Genomic DNA, 17,684 nt, shown 5'->3' with positions numbered 1-17,684 from the left:
CCGTGGTGCCGTGAGCGCACCTCGGTCACGCGGGCTCGCTCACCGGGCGCGGCCGCGCCGCGTGCCGACGCCGGCCGTGCTCGGTGGGAACGATGGGCGCCAGTTCGCGCTCCACGAAACGGCGCACGGCAGCGCGCGCGGGCGACTTCGGTGCGGCATCCCGCACGGTTCTGCCGGTCAGCACGGCGAGATCGAACCCGGCGGGATCGTCGGGCACCATGGCGGCCGCCTGCACCCCGGCGAACCTCTGCAGGGTCGACGCCACCTGGCCGAACGGGTCGGCACCGACGGCGGATGCTCGCACCCGGTTCACGATCACGTGTTGTCTGGCCTCGGGCGCCGCCTCCACGAGGTCGCCGTAGGCCCGCAACAGCCGCGACAGCCCCACCGGGTCGGCCAGGCCGACCGCGATCACGTCATCCGCCGAGCGCAGCGCGGTCAACGTCGCGGCGTTGCGGCGCGGCGCGAAGAGGTCGCTCGTGATCTCCTCGTCCGTCTCGAGGCTGAACCCGACATCGACCACCGTGTACTCGGCCCAGGTGCGGCACTGCGCGAGCACGCCCTCGACCCGGTCGGCGGTCAGCTCGGGCCAGCGGGCCGCACGCCCGATGCCGGTCAGCACCCAGAACGCTCCGCGTGGGCTCGCATAGCGCTGCGCGACGCGAACGAGCTCGTCGTGAGTCAGCGAGCCGGATGCCGTCAGCCGGCACGCCGCCGCGAATCCCGGCGCCTCGTCGAGCAGGCCGAGTGCCGGTGCGCTCGCGCCGCCGTACGGGTCGGCGTCCGCGAGCACGACACTGTGCCCGAGCGCGGCGAGTTCGGCGGCGATGGTGATCGCCGTCGTCGTGCGTCCCGGCGCTCCCGCCGGTCCCCACACGGCGATCACGCGGGACGGCTCCTCGGCTCCGATGGGACCGCCGGTCCGGGAGGGGACGGCGCGCACGCCGCGCAGGGACGGCTCGATCCTCGCCCAGTCGCTGGCGGCATCCAGAGCGTCGTAGACCCCGAGTGCGAGCGCGTGCCGGCGTTCGCTCTCGCCCGCGGCGAGCACGACCAGTCGGATTCCCCCGCGATCGCAGGCGGCCACCAGGTCGGCAGACAGGCGACCGCGGCTCGCCGAGACGACGGCGACGTCGAGCTGTGCGGCGTCCATGGCGGCGAGGAACTCGCGGCCGGTGGCGACGCGGGCTCCGACGAGGTAGCCCGACGCGGCGGCTTCGGCGACGAACCGCTCCTGAGACCGTCGATCGAGGCACAGGCCGAGCACGGTCATCCGCGGCTCCCCTTCGGTCGCTCACTCGCCGGCGCGGTGGGCGTCGGGGTGCGGGTCGGCGTGGGCCCGTCCGTGTCGGAGGGTTCGTCGCCTCGGGCGCTGGAGGGGACGACCGACAACGACCGGCCGTCCGCCATCGCTTGCAGCACGGATGCCACGCGTCCGGCGGGTACGCGCAGTTCGACGGAGACCGATCCTCGGCCCGCCACGAGGGAGTCGTCGTCGGCCACCGAGACGACCACGGCGCCGGAGACCAGCACCACCGGGGGCACGTAGTCCTCGTCGTCCGCGGCATCGGCCGACCAGACGTCCGCCATCGTCCCCGGCACCACCGCTCCGGCGACCGGTCCGGAGGAGGCGACGACGATACTCGTCAGATTCGCGTCGGTCTGCCCCGTCACAGCGGCCTGCGGGATCAGATCGCCCTTCGGCACGGATCGCACCACGATCGCGTCGTCGGGGAGAGCGCCTTCGCCCAGGTAGTGGGACGTTGCGGGCACGCGCACGCTGACGAGTTGCAGGTCGGCCGCTCGCACGAGGTCGCCGGCGACGAGAGTGCTGCGGGCCGCGTAGACCCGAACGCTCCGGTTCTGCACCGCCAGGAGCGCGCTGACTCCGACGACCGACGCCACGACGAGCGCGACGCCGAGAACGAATCTCGGATCGATCCAGAATCTTCGCGCCCTCTGATCCGTCGACTGTGCCATCCGCGATCGCTCCTCCTCGTGCTGCGACGTTGCCGTCATGTTGCGCTGTCGTGCGGCGCTGTCGTGCGCTGCGGGGTCTGCTGCGCACCTGCCGTGATCTCCCATGGTGCCGATCCTGGGCAAGTCGTGGGAAAGTTATCCACATGCTCGGGTTGTCCCCCGGGTGTGCCGCCATAATCGGAGACATGACCGCCGCCGACCGCCCGGACGATGTGACGCGCTTCCTGACGGTGGCAGATGCCGCCGAAGTGCTCAATGTCGCGCCTTCCGAGGTCGTCGGCCTGATTGAGACGGGCGAGCTTCCCGCGATCCGCGTCGGCCGCCCCGGAGCCTGGCGCATCGAACGCGTCGAGCTCGAGGCCTACATCGCGGCCATGTACGAGGAGACGCGGCGTCGCGCCTTGTGGGAGCAGTCGGATCTGGCGGCGATCCCGGAGCTGTCCGGTGGTCGCATCGTGTGGCCGGAAGACGGCCGGTAGAGCGCCGCTCGATCCCCGCCAGATCACCGCTCAGGGTCAGATCGCGCTCAGGATCGCATCACCGCTCAGGGTCAGCTTCACCGCTCAGGATTCCAGCGCGCCAGGATCGCTCGTCACGCACGCACCAGAACGACGGCCGACATCGGGACGAGCCTTATTCCTCGCACGTTGCTGTCCCGGCGCGGCACACCGGGCTCGTGCAGCGCGAGATCGAAGTGATCCTTCGCGACGCGGTCGATGGTGCCGTGCAGCACGCCCAGCGCCGTCGTCACCGTAACCGCGGCGCGGCGTCGCGCCAGGTCGCGCAGTGCGAATGCGAAACCGAGGCGATCGATCAGGCGCGGCGCGGAAGGCTGGCCGGGTGCGGCATCCTGCTCCGCCTCGCCGTCGAGGCTGTCGGCAAGCGCCTCCTCGTCGAGCGCCACCGAGGCGATGGCGTGCAGCGGCACGAGCGCCCGCACTCGCACAAGGCCGGTGGATGCCCCGCCCCTGACACTCGCGCGCATCGCGGCGCCTGCGTCCATCGCGCGGGCCGTATCGTCCATCGCGCGGCTCCCGTCCATCGCACCGCTCGCGCGTGCCTGGGCGTTCGTGGCCGTCGCAGCGCCGACGAGCTCGCCCGACAGCCAGTCGCGCCCGAACGTCGTCGGCCGCACCGAGACGACGCTGCCGTCCACGAGCCAGAGACGGACCTCGCCGGCGGGTCGGCGCGCTGCTGACGCGGGCCCGCGATCGTCGGCACCGGATGCCGCGCGCAGCCGGGAGCGCAACGTGAGTCTGCCGAGCCGCAGCCGCTCCTCTTCGACGCGGAGCTCGAGCTCCTCGACGCCCAGCTCGTGCTCGAGTTGGCTCTCCAGATCGTCGAAGAGGTTGTCCCAGCGCATGACCGGCCAGAATACCGGCTTGGGGCCGCAGACCCCGGGGGTTGTCAACAGGGCAGGAACGCCGTGGACTCTCCTGTCTGACCGCTGGTTGAGTGACATGCCAAACACCCCCAAAGGTGGGGCATGCGTCTCGCCTTCCCCCGCACCCGACCGCAGGGAGCCAGCCGATGAGTCAGCTGTCGTCGTCGCTTTCACCTCAGGAACCGCTGCCCGAACGGGGCGGATCCGTGCGTGAAGATGCTCGTGCTCCGGCGGTCTACGCCGACGGCGACGACTTCTTCATGGCACAGCCCGCGCGCCGGGTGGAGCTGCCGGATCCGGAACCTCTCCTCACGAACCTGGCTCGGTGCATCCTCGAGGTGCTGGCGGGCGCACGAGACGTCGAGCAGCTGACCCGCTGGGTGACCGATGACGTCTTCACGTCGCTTCTTCACCGCACGGTGTTGGCGGAGCGAGCGAGACGAGTGAAGGGCGTCGCGGCCGCCAGACCCGCGCTCAGCGTGCTGAGCACGCATGTCAGCGAGCCGCGCGACGGCGTGATCGAAGCGACCGTCATCGTGCGGAATCCGGCGAGGGTGCGCGCGGTGGCGATCCGGCTGGAGGGATTCGACCGGCGCTGGCGGGCATCCGCCATCAGCGTGCTCTGATCCGACCCTCTCAGCGGCGGCGGCGCTCCTGAGCACGCCGCTCGGCACGATTCATCGGCTCAGCGCCGTCATCCGATCGCTGACCGAAAGCGCCGCGTGAGGCCGTCTGCTGCTCTCGCGCGGCCTGCTCGTCTTCCTGTGCCGCAAGCTGACGACGGCGCGCACGCTCTGCGCGCTCCGTCGCCGCGCGCTCGACCTGCCCGCGCTGGTTGCGCACCTCGACGCTGCCGTCGTCGCTCGGGGCGGAGTAGCTGAGCCTCTGCTGCTCGTCCGCGGCGGGCGCGAGCCCCTTCGCCTCGACCTCGGTGATCTCGCCGGCCGCCTGGGTCACCTCGACCTCGAGGTTGAACAGGAACCCGACGGACTCCTCGCGAATGGCGCCCATCATCTGCTGGTACATCGAGTAACCCTCGCGCTGGTACTCGACGAGCGGGTCGCGCTGCGCCATCGCACGCAGGCCGATGCCGTCCTTCAGATAGTCCATCTCGTAGAGGTGATCGCGCCAGCGGCGATCGATGACCGAGAGCACGACGCGACGCTCCAGCTCGCGCATGGCCGGCGTTCCGAGCTGTTCCTCACGACGCTCGTAGGCGAGCTTGGCGTCGGAGAGCACCTCGCGCTTGATGTACTCGCGGTTGACCCGCCCCTTGTTCCCCACCTCGGCGATGACCTCGTCGATGGTGATGTCGACCGGGTACAGCACCTTCAGGTCGGACCAGAGTGCGTCGAAGTCCCAGTCATCGGGGTTGGTCTCGGCCGTGTGCTGGTCGATGACCTCGGAGACGACGTCGTCGAGGAACTTCTGCACGCGCTCGTGCAGGTCGTCGCCCTCCAGGATGCGCCGGCGGTCGTCGTAGATCGCCTCGCGCTGGCGGTTGAGAACGTCGTCGTACTTGAGCACGTTCTTGCGGATCTCGGCGTTGCGCGCCTCGACCTGCGACTGAGCCGAACGGATGGCGCGGCTCACCACCTTCGACTCGATCGCCAGGTCGTCGGGAACGTTGCTGCGCCCCATCAGGCTCTCGGCCGCGCCCGCGTTGAACAGACGCATCAGGTCATCCGTCAGCGAGAGGTAGAACCGGCTCTCGCCCGGGTCTCCCTGGCGGCCGGAACGTCCACGCAACTGGTTGTCGATGCGGCGCGACTCGTGCCGCTCGGTGCCGAGCACGTAGAGGCCGCCGACGTCGATGACCTTCTTGGCCTCCTCGTCGACCTTCGTCTTCACGTTCTCGTAGACGCCATCCCACTCGGCCTCGTACTCTTCCGGGGTCTCGACCGGGTTGAGGCCGCGCGCGTTCATCTCGGCGACGGCCAAGAACTCCGCGTTGCCACCGAGCATGATGTCGGTACCGCGACCGGCCATGTTCGTGGCCACGGTGACGGCGCCCAGACGGCCCGCCTGCGCGACGATCGCCGCCTCACGCGCGTGGTTCTTCGCGTTCAGCACCTCGTGCCGCACGCCCTTCTTGGCGAGCAGTCGCGACAGATACTCGCTCTTCTCCACGCTCGTCGTGCCGACGAGCACGGGCTGGCCCTTCTTGTTGCGCTCCTGGATGTCTTGGGCCACCTGGGCGAACTTGGCCTCCTCGTTCTTGTAGACGAGGTCCGGCATGTCCTTGCGGATCATCGGCTTGTTCGTGGGGATCGGCACCACGCCGATCTTGTACGTCGACATGAACTCGGCGGCTTCGGTCTCGGCCGTACCCGTCATGCCCGAGAGCTTCTTGTAGAGGCGGAAGTAGTTCTGCAACGTGACCGTGGCGAGGGTCTGGTTCTCGGCCTTGACCGGCACACCCTCCTTGGCCTCGATGGCCTGGTGGATGCCCTCGTTGTACCGACGGCCCATCAGGATGCGACCGGTGTGCTCGTCGACGATGAGCACCTCGTCGTTCATCACGACGTAGTCCTTGTCGCGCTTGAACAGAGCGTTCGCCTTGATCGCATTGTTCAGGAACGAGATGAGCGGCGTGTTCGCCGACTCGTAGAGGTTGTCGATGCCGAGGTAGTCCTCGACCTTCTCGATGCCCGGTTCGAGCACGCCCACCGTGCGCTTCTTCTCGTCGACCTCGAAGTCGACCTCCGCCACGAGCCGCGTCGCAAGGCGGGCGAACTCGGTGAACCAGCGGTTCGCCTCGCCGCTGGAGGGTCCCGAGATGATCAGCGGAGTGCGCGCTTCGTCGATGAGGATCGAGTCCACCTCGTCGACGATCGCGAAGAAGTGCCCGCGCTGCACCATGTCGGACGCCTGCCACGCCATGTTGTCGCGCAGGTAGTCGAACCCGAACTCGTTGTTGGTGCCATAGGTGATGTCGGCGAGGTACTGCTCACGTCGTTCGTCGGGCGTCTGGCCGGCGAGGATCACGCCGGTCGTCATGCCGAGCGCGCGGAAGACGCGGCCCATCAGCTCGCCCTGGTAGCTGGCGAGGTAGTCGTTGGTGGTGATGATGTGCACCCCGCGGCTGGCGATCGCGTTCAGGTAGGCCGCGGTCGTGGCCACGAGCGTCTTTCCCTCACCGGTCTTCATCTCGGCGATGTTGCCGAGGTGCAGAGCGGCGCCGCCCATGATCTGCACGTCGAAATGACGCATGCCGAGCGTGCGGACGGATGCCTCGCGCACGGCGGCGAATGCCTCCGGCAGGAGATCGTCGAGAGACTCGCCGTTGCTGTAACGCTCCCGCAGCTCTGCGGTCTCGTTGCGCAACTCCTCGTCGGTGAGGGATTGGAAGTCTTCCTCGAGCGCGTTCACGGCACGGGCATACGCCTCGAGCCGCCGGAGCGTGCGGCCCTCGCCGACACGCAACACCCTTTCGAGAACTGAGGCCACTGATGCACTCCAAGTGTTTCGTGGGGGATGCCCGCAGGCATCCGTCGTCCGGACGGACGGGTCGCCTCTCGGGATCGACGACGGCTCCCATGTTACCGGGCTGTGACCTGACGATCACCGGACACCGGCTGTGCGTGCCCTGGGCGAGCACAACGGCGCCGGGAGCGACGATGTGCTCCCGGCGCCGGACGTCCCTCCGCCGGCCGGCCGGGCGATCAGCGGGCCGGCAGACGTCGCCGCTCAGCCGCGGCCGAGCTTGCGCGAGGCCGTCGCCACCTCCTGCAGCTCTTCTGCGTTCTCATCGAGAGCGATCACCCCGTAGTCCCAGCCCTTGCGCCGGTAGACCACGGACGGCCGGTTCGACTCCTCGTCGATGAACAGATAGAAGTCGTGCCCGACCAGCTCCATGTAATAGAGCGCATCGTCCACGCTCATCGGCACAGAGGCGAACACCTTCTTGCGGATGACCACGGGGCAGTATTCCTCGGCCTCCTCGGCGCTCTCCTGGTCGGCCACGACCGGGACGGCGCCCGTGCGCACCTGTTCGAGCACCGCGACCGGGGCGGGCGTGACATCCACTCGGCCGAGGCCGACCGTTGACGCCTCGCGCACCGAGGGCGGTCGATGCTGGCCGCGATGAATCTTGCGGCGATCCTTGGCACGCCGCACACGTTCGAGCAATCGCCCGATCGCCAGGTCGAACGCCGCGTACTTGTCGGCGGCGGTCGCCTCGGCCCGCACCACGGGCCCGGGCCCGATGAGGGTCAACTCCACGCGGTCGTCGCCGCTGGAACCTCCGGACTTCTCGTTGTGGCGGGAGACCTTGATCTCCAGCGAGAGAGCTCGCTCCGCGAGCGAAGCGATCTTGGCGGCCTTCTCCGTCGCATATTCCCGAAAGCGATCGGTGATGCCCACGCCGAGTCCGAAGATGTTGATTTCCATGGCAACCTCCTGCTTCCGATACCGGTTGTCACCCGACGGAAGAGGTGACTTCTCCGGCACCTTTTTCCCTACCGTAGACCGGTACGACGGCATTGTCACCAGCCTCATGCCGGGTGTCGACGGTGAGCCTTCCGAGTGCTGTCACCCGAACACTTCGGTCGCACGACCAACGCTTCAGAGGGGCGCCCGTGCGCCCTCGACACGACGCGGCGTGCGCGCCAGAACGGCGGCAGCGACCACGTCGGCACCGCCGGCGGTCAGCGCTCTGCGGGCCTCGAGCAGCGTCGATCCGGTCGTGAGGATGTCGTCCACCAGCAGCACCCGCTTCCCCACCATTCCGCCGCGCGCCTCGAGCCAGCCGGCACGGTTCGCGCGCCGTCGTTCCGCCGTGAGCCCGGCCTGATCGTCCGCCGTTCGCCGCGCCACGAGGGCCTTCTCCGGACGCAGTCCGGCCCGCTTCAGGAGCAGTGCGACCGGCACGTAGCCGCGCGCCCGGAACGCCGCCCGGGAAGACGGCACCGTCACGAGATGGATGGGACGAGGCGGTGCGGCATCGACGCGAGCGGGAGCAGGACCGCGAGCAGGAGCAGGAGCGCGAGCAGGAGCATCCTGCTCCGAACGCGCGAGACTCAGCGCGGCGGCGACGGCGGCGCGCAGCGACGGAGCGAGGTGCGGCGCGGCATCCGTTCGGCCGCCGTCTTTGAAGGCGGCGAGCGCGGAGCGCACGATGCCGCCGTAGTCGTGTGCGTGCGCGACACGCAGCCCGTCCAGTTCGACGAATCGCACCCGGGGCCGGAGCCGTCGGCGACAGTCGTCGCAGACGGTGCGGTCGGGCTCACCGCACCCGGCGCACGCTGTCGGGACGACGATCGCCAGAGCGTCGAGGAGCGCCTCGCGGCAGGTCGGCAGTGCGGCGCTCGGCCGCGGCGCCGACACGCCGGATCGGACGGGGACACTGCCTCGGGATTCGCTCACTCCACGAGACTGCCTGCACGCGCCCGGCGGGAACGACGCACCGGTAGATCAGTGAAGAACAGACGGGACCGGCGCACCTGGGGACGACGAGTCGCGCAAGGAACACCCGGGCGCAACTCATCCGACACCCCAACGGCCTCACCGAACTCGGCACCCGCTACTACGACTCCAGCATCGGCCGATTCAGGCACCGTGATCCTTCAGGGCAGGAAACCAACGGGTACAACTACGTCACGAGGCGCGGAGGTAGGCGTCGAGGGCGTCTCGGATGATGTCGCTGGCGTTGCGGTGGTCGCGTTCGGCGCGCTCAGTGAGCGCCTGGTCGAGGTCGATCGGGAGTCGTACCTGTCGCTTGGGTGAAGGTCCGGTGCCGATGGTGCCGCTGAGGCTGGGCCGGCCGAGGATGGCTTCCTGTACCGCTTCCTCGCTGCCGAGGGCAGCAATAAGGGCGGCGCGGCCGGATGCGGCTGCTTCTTCACCCTGGGTGACCTTGGCGTGGTCGGGGATGTCGAAGTCGGCGGATTCCATCCATTCGCTGGCCTGCCGTGCGCGTTCCTCGTCGGTTGCGGCGATGGGCGCGCTAGCCGTGTGCTTGTCGCTCATTGGTTCTTCCTCCTGTTCATCACTCTGCGGAACTCTGTCGTGTGACCTCACGGGCGGGCATCACGTGGAAGATGAACACTCGCGGCGCTGGGCCGAGCTCGGCGAAGACTTCCAACTCCTCCCCCGTGCGGCTGGGGCCGATCCAACCGTCCGGGTCGATCCCTCCGGGGATTCGGGACGGCTCGAAGTTGCTCACGTGCCACGTCGCGTTGAATACGGCGTGCAAGGCATCCTCGTGCGGGACTCCGTGCTTGTCAGCGGTGCTCGCCCACTCGATCGCCATAAGACTACTGTACTCCAAAAGTGCTTATGTGTGTAGTCCAAAAGCCAATCGGTCTTGGGCCACTCGGCCGGTCCGCCGGGGTAGTCGGGTCGTTGGGCCTGTAGCCGTTCGGTCATGAGCGCGTGCGCGACAGCCTCGGCCTGCCTCGCCTCTCGGCCGGCTGGGCGCGCCACGATCCGGTCACGCCGTGGCGGCCTGCCGGATCAGTCCGGCTTGCCCAGCTGCTGGCCGAGAAGCTGCACGTCGTCGATGCGCTGCTGCCATCCCGTGCCGCGCGGCCACTGAAGAGAACCGGCTGAGGTGAGCACCCAGTAGTACGGGGACGCCCCGACCGGTCCGATCGACGCACCGGAACCCGGGCCCTGTTCGATCTCGCTCTCGCCGCCGACGGTCTGCAGATCGATGGAGCTGTTGCCCGTCGACGTTGTGGACAGCGCGGCCACGGTCAGGTCGTCGAGCCAGGTGAGCGACGTCGCCGCGCCCGCGGACACCGGGCCGAGGTCAACCGGCGTCGACACGCTCTGCGGCTTGCCGCCCGCGTTGCGCACCACGCCGGCGACCATGATGTCGGTGCCGGAATCGGTGCGCACCAGAGCCGCCAGCCGGGTGCCATCCCGAGACATGGCGATGCCCGCCAGCGAGCGCGCGTCGGGCCAGGCCGCGTTCAGCGTCGACGTGGTGCCGCCGGGAGCCGCAACCACAAGGTCCGTCGGGGCATCCGCGGAACCGCTCCACGCGTAGCCCGACGGATCGAGGGTCGGCGCGACGACGCCGTGTCGCGCGTCGAACTTCTTCGGGTCATCGGTGTCCGCGGAAACCAGCCAGCTCGCGCCGGCAGCGAGCACGGCAGCGGCGCGGTGGTCGGCCGAAAGCGTCACCGCGCGCGGCGACAGCGCCTCGACCTTGGTCGAGACCCCGGGTATCTCGCTCACACTCGAGCCGGAGAGCAGTCCGAACTTGCCGTTGCGCGAGACCAGCGCGTTGCTGTCCACGCTCGGGTTCTGGATCGGTGCCGGGTCAACGGCCGTCTGCACCGGACGCTGCACGCCGGCGATCGAGATGCGCACGTCGCTGATGCCCGCGACGGAGGCGAGCGACTCGGAGAGCTGCAGTTGCATGCGCGACAGGGTGAGGGCATCCACCGCGCCCGCCGTGGTGTTCAGGTCGACGTCGGCGACGCCGTCGCTCACGGTCACCGAGTCCGAGGTGAGCTGCGATCCCTGCGGGAACGCGGTCACGTACGCGCCGTCGAGCCACTTCGCCGGTCCTCCGACCAGTTCCTTCGCGATGCGGGTCTGCAGTGATGCCGGGGAGTTCGGGAACCAGCGCTCGTCGGGCACGAGGTAGGCCAGGTCGGGGCTGAAGAAGTAGAGCGAGTGCGGCGCGAACACGTTGGTGAAGCGCGAGCTGTCGATGATGACGCCGTTCGGGGCCTTGGAGATGCGCCACTGCCCCTTCTGCTTCACAAAGGTGTACTCCTGCTCGATCGCCGTCGACGTCTCCGCGCGCCGGTAGCTGCCGTCGGCGTCCACGAACGCGACGGGCGTCATGGTGAGCTGCTTCTGGTCAGCGCCGAGCGTGCGATAGTCGCGGTCCGATCCCGTGTCGACCGTGACCGAGGCATCCGGATTCCAGCGGGTCGCGAAGCCTGTCGTGAGAAAGTCGCGGGCGACCGAGTAGTCGCCCTGCGGTGAGACGGCGGCCTGGATGAACCCCTTCAGGATCTCGTCCTGCGTCGCGCCGGTCTGCGGGCCGCTGGGCAGAAAGTCGACCTGCCCGAGATCGTTGTCCTGCTCGCTGATCGGACCGACCTCTTTGACCGCGCTGCTCGTCGGAATCTGCGCGCACCCGGCGATCAGCGCCAGAGCCGAGACGGCGACGATGGATGCCCGCAGCCCCCGCCACCGCCCGTCGCGTCGCCGCGTGGTCGGCCCGCGACCCGCCCGTGACGTTCCGCCGTGCTTCATGCCTTCACCGTCCCCTCGCGCTCGTCATCGTCCGGTCCTTCGTGATTCTCGCCGTTCCGGCCGCCGGGTTCCTGGATGCGCTTGTCGCCGCGCCCGCCGGCACGCTTCTCGCCGTGCTTGTCGGACTGCTTCTCGGCGCGCTTCTCGCCGTGCTTGACGGACTGCTTCTCGGCGCGCTTCTCGCCGTGCTTGTCCGACTGCTTCTCGGCGCGCTTCTCATCGTGCTTCTCAGCACGCTTGCTCGCGTGCTTCTCCGTGACGTTCCTGGTGCCGTTCCGTCCGCCTCGGCGGCCCTTGGGGGCACCGCGGCGCGCGCGGCCTTCGGATCCCTCGTCGCCATCACCATCGTCGCCGTGTCGCGTGCCGATCAGCTCGTGCCCGATGAGATGGCCCTCGGGGTCGCGCGGCGCGTCGACGGGGGTGAGCGGTAGCGGCGAGGCCTCGATGGGCTGGCCCGGCACGCGCGGCAGGGTGAGGCGGAAGTGCGATCCTTCTCGCGGGCTGGACCAGACATCCAGCCAGCCGCCGTGCTCCGTGGCGTCTTCCAACGAGATCGCGAGCCCGAGTCCGGTGCCGCCGATGGTGCGCTTGCGCGACGGGTCGGCGCGCCAGAACCTGTCGAAGACGTGCTCCACCTCGTTGGCGTTCATGCCGAGCCCGTAGTCCCGCACGCCGAGCGCGAGCGCCGTCGCGTTGCTGTCGACAGTGACCACGATCGGGCGCCCCTCGCCGTGCTCGATGGCGTTGCCGAGCAGGTTCCGCAGAATGCGACGCACGCGTCTCGGGTCCATTTCGACCTCGAAGTAGCCGCCTGGGGCATCCAGACGCAGGGGCGAGTCGTTAGTGATGGCGAGCGGCCGCATGTCGTCCACCGCGTCTTCGGCCAGTCGCACGAGGTTCGTGGGCTCCGGTTCGAGCACCACGCTTCCGGCGTCGTAGCGGCTGATCTCGAGCAGATCGGAGAGCAGCAGGTCGAAGCGCTCGATCTGGGTGTGCAACAGCTCGGCCGTGCGCGCGGTGGCGGGCGGGAAGTCCTCGCGCTGGTCGTAGATGACATCGCCGGCGAGCCGGATGGTGGTCAAGGGTGTTCTCAGCTCGTGCGAGACGTCGCTGACGAAGCGTTGCTGCAGCTTCGAGAGCGTGGCGAGCTGCGTGATCTGGCGCTGGAGGGCATCCGCCATGCCGTTGAACGAGCGGCCGAGCGTGGCGAACGCGTCTTCGTTGGCCAGCGGCATGCGCACCTCGAGATCACCGTCGGCGAGCCGTCGACTGGTCTCGGCCGCGAGCCGGATCGGCGTGACCACCAGGCGCACCACGAGATAGGTGATCGCGGCGATCAACAGCACGAGCACGAGTCCGACCACGAGCAGTGTGCGCTGCACGAACAGCAGCGTCTCTTCGGAGTCGGAGAGGTCGTACCCGATGTACAGCTCGTAGCTGCCCGCCGTCGGCAGCTGCAGCTGCGAGCCGACCACGATGCCGGGACGCGTGCTGCCGTCGTTGTTCGGCAGCGCCACCGACTGCGCGAACACGGCGCGCGGGGATGCCTGCACCGCCTTGCGCAGGCTCTTCGTGATCACCGACTTGCCGGATCCGAACGTCGACACGCCTACCGGCGCTGCGGCATCGATCCCCTGCCCCGGAACGCGGAACGAGGCCACCAGGCCGGTGGCCGAGGAGTTCTTCACGTCGCCGAAGACCTGAAGGAAGAGGTTGTCGATGGCTTCGGGATCGGTCGCGTCGGAGGCATCCAGCTTCTTCTGCGCATCCGTCGTCGCGCGCGCGGAGTCGCGGTAGGCCTGATCGAGACGCGCCTGGTAGAGGCCGTTCCCCACGATGAACGACACGATGAAGCCCGCGGCGAGCACCGCCAGCAGCGTCAGCGCGACGGTGATGAGCACGGTGCGGAACTGCAGCGACGTGCGCCACAGATGGGCGATGCGCCCTGGCCACTCCCGCCACCGCCGCCAGTCGACGCCGAGGATCACGCCGCGCTCCGTCAGGGCGTTGCGCCGGCGCGGTAGCCGACGCCGCGCACGGTCATCACGATCTTCGGATTGTCGGGGTCGTCCTCGACCTTGGCGCGCAGGCGCTGCACGTGCACGTTCACCAGGCGCGTGTCCGCCTTGTAGTGGTAACCCCAGACCTGCTCGAGCAGCATCTCCCGCGTGAACACCTGCTGCGGCTTCGAGGCGAGCGCGATGAGCAGGTCGAACTCCAGCGGGGTGAGGTTGATGCGGCCGTCTCCGCGGCGCACCTCGTGCGCCGCCACGTCGATCTCGAGGTCGCCGACCCGCAGCGTCTCGGCGGCGGGTGAGGATGCCGCCGGTCGCAGCCGAGTGCGGATGCGGGCCACCAGCTCCTTCGGGTTGAACGGTTTGACCATGTAGTCGTCGGCGCCGGACTCCAGGCCTTTGACGACATCCGCCGTGTCGGACTTGGCCGTCAGCATGATGATGGGTACGCCGGATTCCCCACGGATGCGCGAGCACACCTCGATGCCGTCCATGCCGGGCAGCATGAGGTCGAGAAGCACCAGGTCGGGTTTGGTGGCGTGGAAGCTGTCGACCGCGATCGCGCCGTCGGCGCAGAAACTGGGTTCGAAGCCTTCGGTGCGCAACACGATGCCGATCATCTCGGCCAGGGCGGTGTCGTCATCGACAACCAGAATCTTCGCGTTCATTGCGTTCAGGGGTCCTGACTTCTCTTCAGCGCCCACGGAAGACGACCACGCGGGCGAGATCATGGCACAACATTAGTCGACGGCGATTCCGTCGTCTCGGGAGGCGGAGCCGCTGTGCCAGGATGGGGAGACCCCACGTGTGCGGTGCATCCGGCGTCATTCCGCCGCGAAATCACCGCATTCCCGGCCACGAGCAGCGGCAGGTAGCGAAGCGGTGAGCGAATCCCAGGGTCCGACGTCGTCCGACGGCGACGCGACCGCGCGCCCCGATCAGGATGCCTGGAGCCCGCCCGCGTCGTGGCCTCCCCCGGTCGCGCCGCCCGCGGTCCCCCCGCAGCCGGGCTGGCAACAACAACCGACCTGGCAGCAGGGCGCGCCATATGCCGGCGCCGGCCAGCAGGGCTGGACGCCCCCGCCGAAGCCCGGCCTCTTCCCGCTGCGACCCATGCCGTTCGGAACGCTCTTCGGCACCCCGTTCCGCGTGCTGCGTCACAACCCGCGCGCCACCGTGGGCGGTTCGCTCATCGTGCAGCTGATCTCCACGTTCGCGACAGTGCTGGTCGTCGGCCTCACCACGGTCTTCGCGGTGACGCGCGTGGTCTCCGCCGACGTCGAATCGCCGGGTGACCAGCAGGTGATCATCGCCGGAACCGTCGCCATCGTCATCCTCGCCGCCCTCGTCTCGGTGCTCATCTCGCTGATCGGAACGGCGCTCGTGCAGGGTCTGGTCGCCTCCGAGGTCGCGCGCGGCGCGCTCGGCGAGAAGCTCACATTGCGAGCGCTGTGGCGTGCGACGCGCGGCTCCCGCTGGCGCCTCATCGGCTGGACCGCGCTCGTGGCGGCCGCGGCCATCGTCTCCCTGCTGATCGCCGGGCTCCTCGCGGCCGCGGCGGCCTCGACGGGTTCCGTGCTGCTCATCGTGCTCGTCGTGCTGCTGGCCGTCGCCGGCCTGGTGGCGCTCTGGATCTGGCTCGGCACGAAGACGGCGCTCACACCGAGCGCGATCGTCGTCGAGCACGCGAACGTCTTCGTCGCCGTCCGCCGCTCGTGGGTGCTCACGCGCCGCTCGTTCTGGCGCACCTTCGGTACGCTCGCGCTCATCGCGGTCGTGTGCTCCTTCGCGAGCTACGTGGTGGCGGTGCCCCTGCAGCTCATCTACAGCGTGGTGCTGGCCGTGATCAGCCCGACCGGAAGCATCCAGGAGGGCGGCGCCCTCACCGTGACGATCGTGTACTACGCCGTCTCGCTCACGCTCAGCACGCTCATCGGTACCGTCACCGCCGTGATCGAGGCGGCCGCGGCCACGACCGTCTACCTCGATCTGCGGATGCGCCGCGAGGGCCTCGACTCCGAGCTGCGGCGGGTGACCGACGCGCGCGCCGCCGGCCTGCCGGATGCCTCGGACCCGTTCGCGACGCCTGCTCCGTTCGCATCGCGCGCCCCGTTCCCGCCTGCCTCCGCTCCGGCAGCGCCGACGACGTACCGGAATCCGTGGTGATCGTGAACGCCGCCGTGCTCGCCGCCAGCGCGGTGGGTCACGTTCTCGCCGGTCCGCTCCTGGCCGATCCCGCGCGGGACACGCCGCCGCTCACCCCGGACGGCCCGACCGCGCAGCAGTGGTTGCGGCACGAGCTCGAGCACTCCGAATACCAGGCGGCGAAGCCGACCTGGTTCGACCGCATCGCGCACCAGATAGCGGAATGGTTCTCATCCCTCGGCGTACACGTCAGCGGCGACGCCGGCTGGGTGCTGGCGAGCATCGGCATCGCCCTGATCGTCGCGATCCTGATCGGTGCCTTCGTCGTCTTCGGCCTCCCGCGGCTGCGTCGCCGCACTCGCGTCGCCGAGGTGTTCGACGAGCGCGACTCGCGCGACGCCCGCGCACTGCGCGCCGACGCCCGGGCGGCTGCAGCGGTCGGCCGGTACGACGACGCGGTGCGCGACCTCTTCCGCGCCATCGGACGCTCGCTCGGTGAACGGACCGTCGTGCTCGTGCTACCGGGAACGACGGCGCAGGAACTGGCGATCGAGGCATCCCGGGCGCTGCCCGCGTTCACTCGGCGATTGCACGACGCCGCCGTGCTGTTCGACGGCGTGCGTTACCTGAACCGGCACGCGAGCGCCGACGACTACGCCGGACTCGCCACGCTCGACACCGACCTGGCTGCCGCTCGCCCGCAGCTCAGCGCGCTGCAGAGCACCGACGGAGCACCGCGATGACCGCGACAGCGGCACCGGCGCTCTCGCGCACGCCAGCACAGAGCCTGCGACGGGCGCGCGGCTGGATCATCCTGGTGGCGATCCTCGTCATCGGCTCGGCGATCGCGACCGCGATCCAGCTTTCGCTGGCCTCCTCGTCGGCCGACCCGATGGGTGCTTCCAACCCCGGTCCACAGGGCGGGCAGGCGCTCGCCCGGGTGCTGGCGCAGCGCGGCGTGGACGTGCGCGTGGTGAGCACGCTCGACCAAGCGCGGCAGAAGGCATCCGACCGCCGCGACACGACAGTGCTGGTCTCGGACCCGAACGGGTATCTGGATGCCTCGCAGTCCCGTTCACTGCTCGCGCTCGGCGCCGAGGTGGTCGCCATCGCGCCCCCGTTCGAGCAGTTGAACGCGCTCGCGCCCGGTGTCGCCGTCGCCGGCACGCCGCAGAAGGCGCGCTCGTCCTCGGCCCGCTGCGACGTAGCGGCGGCACGACGCGCCGGTTCCGTGCGCGGCGTGCAGACCGGCTACCGCGTGAGCGACGCTGCCGTCGGCTGCTTCTACCTCGGCGACGCCTACGCTCTCGCCCAGACCGAGCATCGCGGTGCGACGGTCTCCGTGGTCGGCGCAACACTGTTCGACAACCAACGCATCGACCGCGCGGGCAATGCGGCGCTGGCGATCGGGCTGCTCGGCGCGCACCGCACGCTCGTCTGGTACCTACCGTCGGAGGACGATGTGAAGGCGTCGGGCGCGCCGACGCTGGCGCAGATCACGCCGGGCTGGCTGACGCCGGCCATCCTCCTGCTGATCGTCGTGACGATCGCCGCGGCACTGTGGCGAGGGCGGCGGTTCGGGCCGCTCGTGATCGAGGATCTGCCCGTGCCCGTGAAGGCGGACGAGACCATGCAGGGGCGCGCGCGGCTCTACCGGGCGGCGGGAGCACGCATCCACGCCCTGGATTCGCTGCGCCTCGGCGCCCTTCGCCGCATCGGCACGCTCTGCGGGCTGCCGCCGCACGCGCCCGTCGAGCAGGTGGTCTCGGCCGCGGCCGCCGTCACCGGCACGCCGATGGAGACCGTGCGCGACGTGCTGCTGGATGCCACGCCGCGCGCCGACGCGGAAGCCCGGGAACAGGCATCCCGGCTGGCCGCACTCGAGGCCGCGGTGCGCGCCGCCGTCGATCGCGCTCCCTGACCGAGCGCTACGCTCGCAT

At 69.6% G+C, this 17,684-nt stretch carries 17 protein-coding genes; 6 read left to right on the top strand and 11 right to left on the bottom strand.

Translation table 11 applies throughout. From position 1 onward, the window contains the following. Positions 1–25: 25 nt before the first annotated feature. Both H623_RS20170 and H623_RS20165 read right to left on the bottom strand, forming a co-directional pair. On the bottom strand, positions 26–1,273 hold the full coding sequence (locus H623_RS20170; RefSeq protein ID WP_022901603.1) for a CpaE/TadZ family protein: 1,248 nt from the start codon (positions 1,271–1,273) through the stop codon (positions 26–28). Next, positions 1,270–1,980, bottom strand: a complete 711-nt coding sequence (locus H623_RS20165; protein WP_051143256.1) for a hypothetical protein — start codon at positions 1,978–1,980, stop codon at positions 1,270–1,272. The genes H623_RS20170 and H623_RS20165 overlap by 4 nt, the downstream gene beginning before the upstream one ends. A 185-nt stretch (positions 1,981–2,165) precedes the next feature. On the opposite strand from H623_RS20165, the gene H623_RS0114255 reads away from it, so the two are divergent. After that, positions 2,166–2,459 (top strand): helix-turn-helix domain-containing protein, encoded by a 294-nt coding sequence (locus H623_RS0114255; protein WP_022901601.1) that lies wholly within the window; start codon positions 2,166–2,168, stop codon positions 2,457–2,459. Between the two features lie 113 nt (positions 2,460–2,572). On the opposite strand, the gene H623_RS21225 is transcribed toward H623_RS0114255, so the two are convergent. Then, positions 2,573–3,343: a hypothetical protein gene (locus H623_RS21225; RefSeq protein ID WP_026940379.1), complete on the bottom strand. Its 771-nt coding sequence runs from the start codon at positions 3,341–3,343 to the stop codon at positions 2,573–2,575. A gap of 167 nt (positions 3,344–3,510) precedes the next feature. Between H623_RS21225 and H623_RS0114245 the strand changes: the two genes are divergently transcribed. After that, positions 3,511–3,990, top strand: coding sequence for an Rv3235 family protein (locus H623_RS0114245; protein WP_245558999.1), 480 nt, complete (start codon positions 3,511–3,513; stop codon positions 3,988–3,990). Between the two features lie 10 nt (positions 3,991–4,000). Here the strand turns inward: H623_RS0114245 and secA are convergent, their stop codons facing one another. The 3 genes from secA to H623_RS20150 form a co-directional block, all read right to left on the bottom strand. Next, entirely contained in the window at positions 4,001–6,814 is a 2,814-nt protein-coding gene (gene secA, locus H623_RS0114240) for a preprotein translocase subunit SecA (RefSeq protein WP_022901599.1), read from the bottom strand. Between the two features lie 240 nt (positions 6,815–7,054). Then, positions 7,055–7,756 (bottom strand): ribosome hibernation-promoting factor, HPF/YfiA family, encoded by a 702-nt coding sequence (hpf, locus tag H623_RS0114235; RefSeq protein ID WP_022901598.1) that lies wholly within the window; start codon positions 7,754–7,756, stop codon positions 7,055–7,057. 174 nt (positions 7,757–7,930) lie between these two features. Beyond that, entirely contained in the window at positions 7,931–8,731 is an 801-nt protein-coding gene (locus tag H623_RS20150; RefSeq protein ID WP_157560993.1) for a ComF family protein, read from the bottom strand. A gap of 47 nt (positions 8,732–8,778) precedes the next feature. Between H623_RS20150 and H623_RS22385 the strand changes: the two genes are divergently transcribed. After that, entirely contained in the window at positions 8,779–9,003 is a 225-nt protein-coding gene (locus H623_RS22385) for an RHS repeat-associated core domain-containing protein (RefSeq protein WP_157560998.1), read from the top strand. Here the strand turns inward: H623_RS22385 and H623_RS0114225 are convergent. The 5 genes from H623_RS0114225 to mtrA form a co-directional block, all read right to left on the bottom strand. Then, entirely contained in the window at positions 8,963–9,334 is a 372-nt protein-coding gene (locus H623_RS0114225; RefSeq protein WP_022901596.1) for a ribbon-helix-helix protein, CopG family, read from the bottom strand. The genes H623_RS22385 and H623_RS0114225 overlap by 41 nt on opposite strands. Positions 9,335–9,353: 19 nt before the next feature. Then, entirely contained in the window at positions 9,354–9,617 is a 264-nt protein-coding gene (locus tag H623_RS0114220) for a hypothetical protein (RefSeq protein WP_022901595.1), read from the bottom strand. 203 nt (positions 9,618–9,820) lie between these two features. Continuing rightward, entirely contained in the window at positions 9,821–11,584 is a 1,764-nt protein-coding gene (locus H623_RS0114215) for an LpqB family beta-propeller domain-containing protein (protein WP_022901594.1), read from the bottom strand. Then, on the bottom strand, positions 11,581–13,572 hold the full coding sequence (gene mtrB, locus H623_RS20145; protein WP_022901593.1) for an MtrAB system histidine kinase MtrB: 1,992 nt from the start codon (positions 13,570–13,572) through the stop codon (positions 11,581–11,583). Before mtrB ends, H623_RS0114215 begins: the two co-directional genes overlap by 4 nt. Before the next feature lie 11 nt (positions 13,573–13,583). Then, on the bottom strand, positions 13,584–14,267 hold the full coding sequence (mtrA, locus tag H623_RS0114205) for an MtrAB system response regulator MtrA (protein WP_022901592.1): 684 nt from the start codon (positions 14,265–14,267) through the stop codon (positions 13,584–13,586). Between the two features lie 214 nt (positions 14,268–14,481). Here mtrA and H623_RS0114200 point away from each other — a divergent pair, with 214 nt between their 5' ends. From H623_RS0114200 to H623_RS0114190, 3 genes are read left to right on the top strand one after another with little or no spacing between them, the layout of a single operon-like run. Then, a complete protein-coding gene (locus H623_RS0114200; protein WP_022901591.1) occupies positions 14,482–15,765 on the top strand; it encodes a DUF7847 domain-containing protein in 1,284 nt (427 codons plus the stop codon). Continuing rightward, on the top strand, positions 15,759–16,487 hold the full coding sequence (locus H623_RS21840; RefSeq protein WP_022901590.1) for a DUF4129 domain-containing protein: 729 nt from the start codon (positions 15,759–15,761) through the stop codon (positions 16,485–16,487). Before H623_RS0114200 ends, H623_RS21840 begins: the two co-directional genes overlap by 7 nt. Further along, on the top strand, positions 16,484–17,665 hold the full coding sequence (locus tag H623_RS0114190) for a DUF4350 domain-containing protein (RefSeq protein ID WP_022901589.1): 1,182 nt from the start codon (positions 16,484–16,486) through the stop codon (positions 17,663–17,665). The genes H623_RS21840 and H623_RS0114190 overlap by 4 nt, the downstream gene beginning before the upstream one ends. Positions 17,666–17,684 lie beyond the last annotated feature (19 nt).

Origin of the sequence: Humibacter albus DSM 18994, from assembly GCF_000421825.1 — a bacterium.
GTDB classification, from domain to species: domain Bacteria; phylum Actinomycetota; class Actinomycetes; order Actinomycetales; family Microbacteriaceae; genus Humibacter; species Humibacter albus.
The sequence above is the reverse complement of the archived record's forward strand: the minus strand, read 5'-3'. Positions and strand labels throughout refer to the sequence as shown.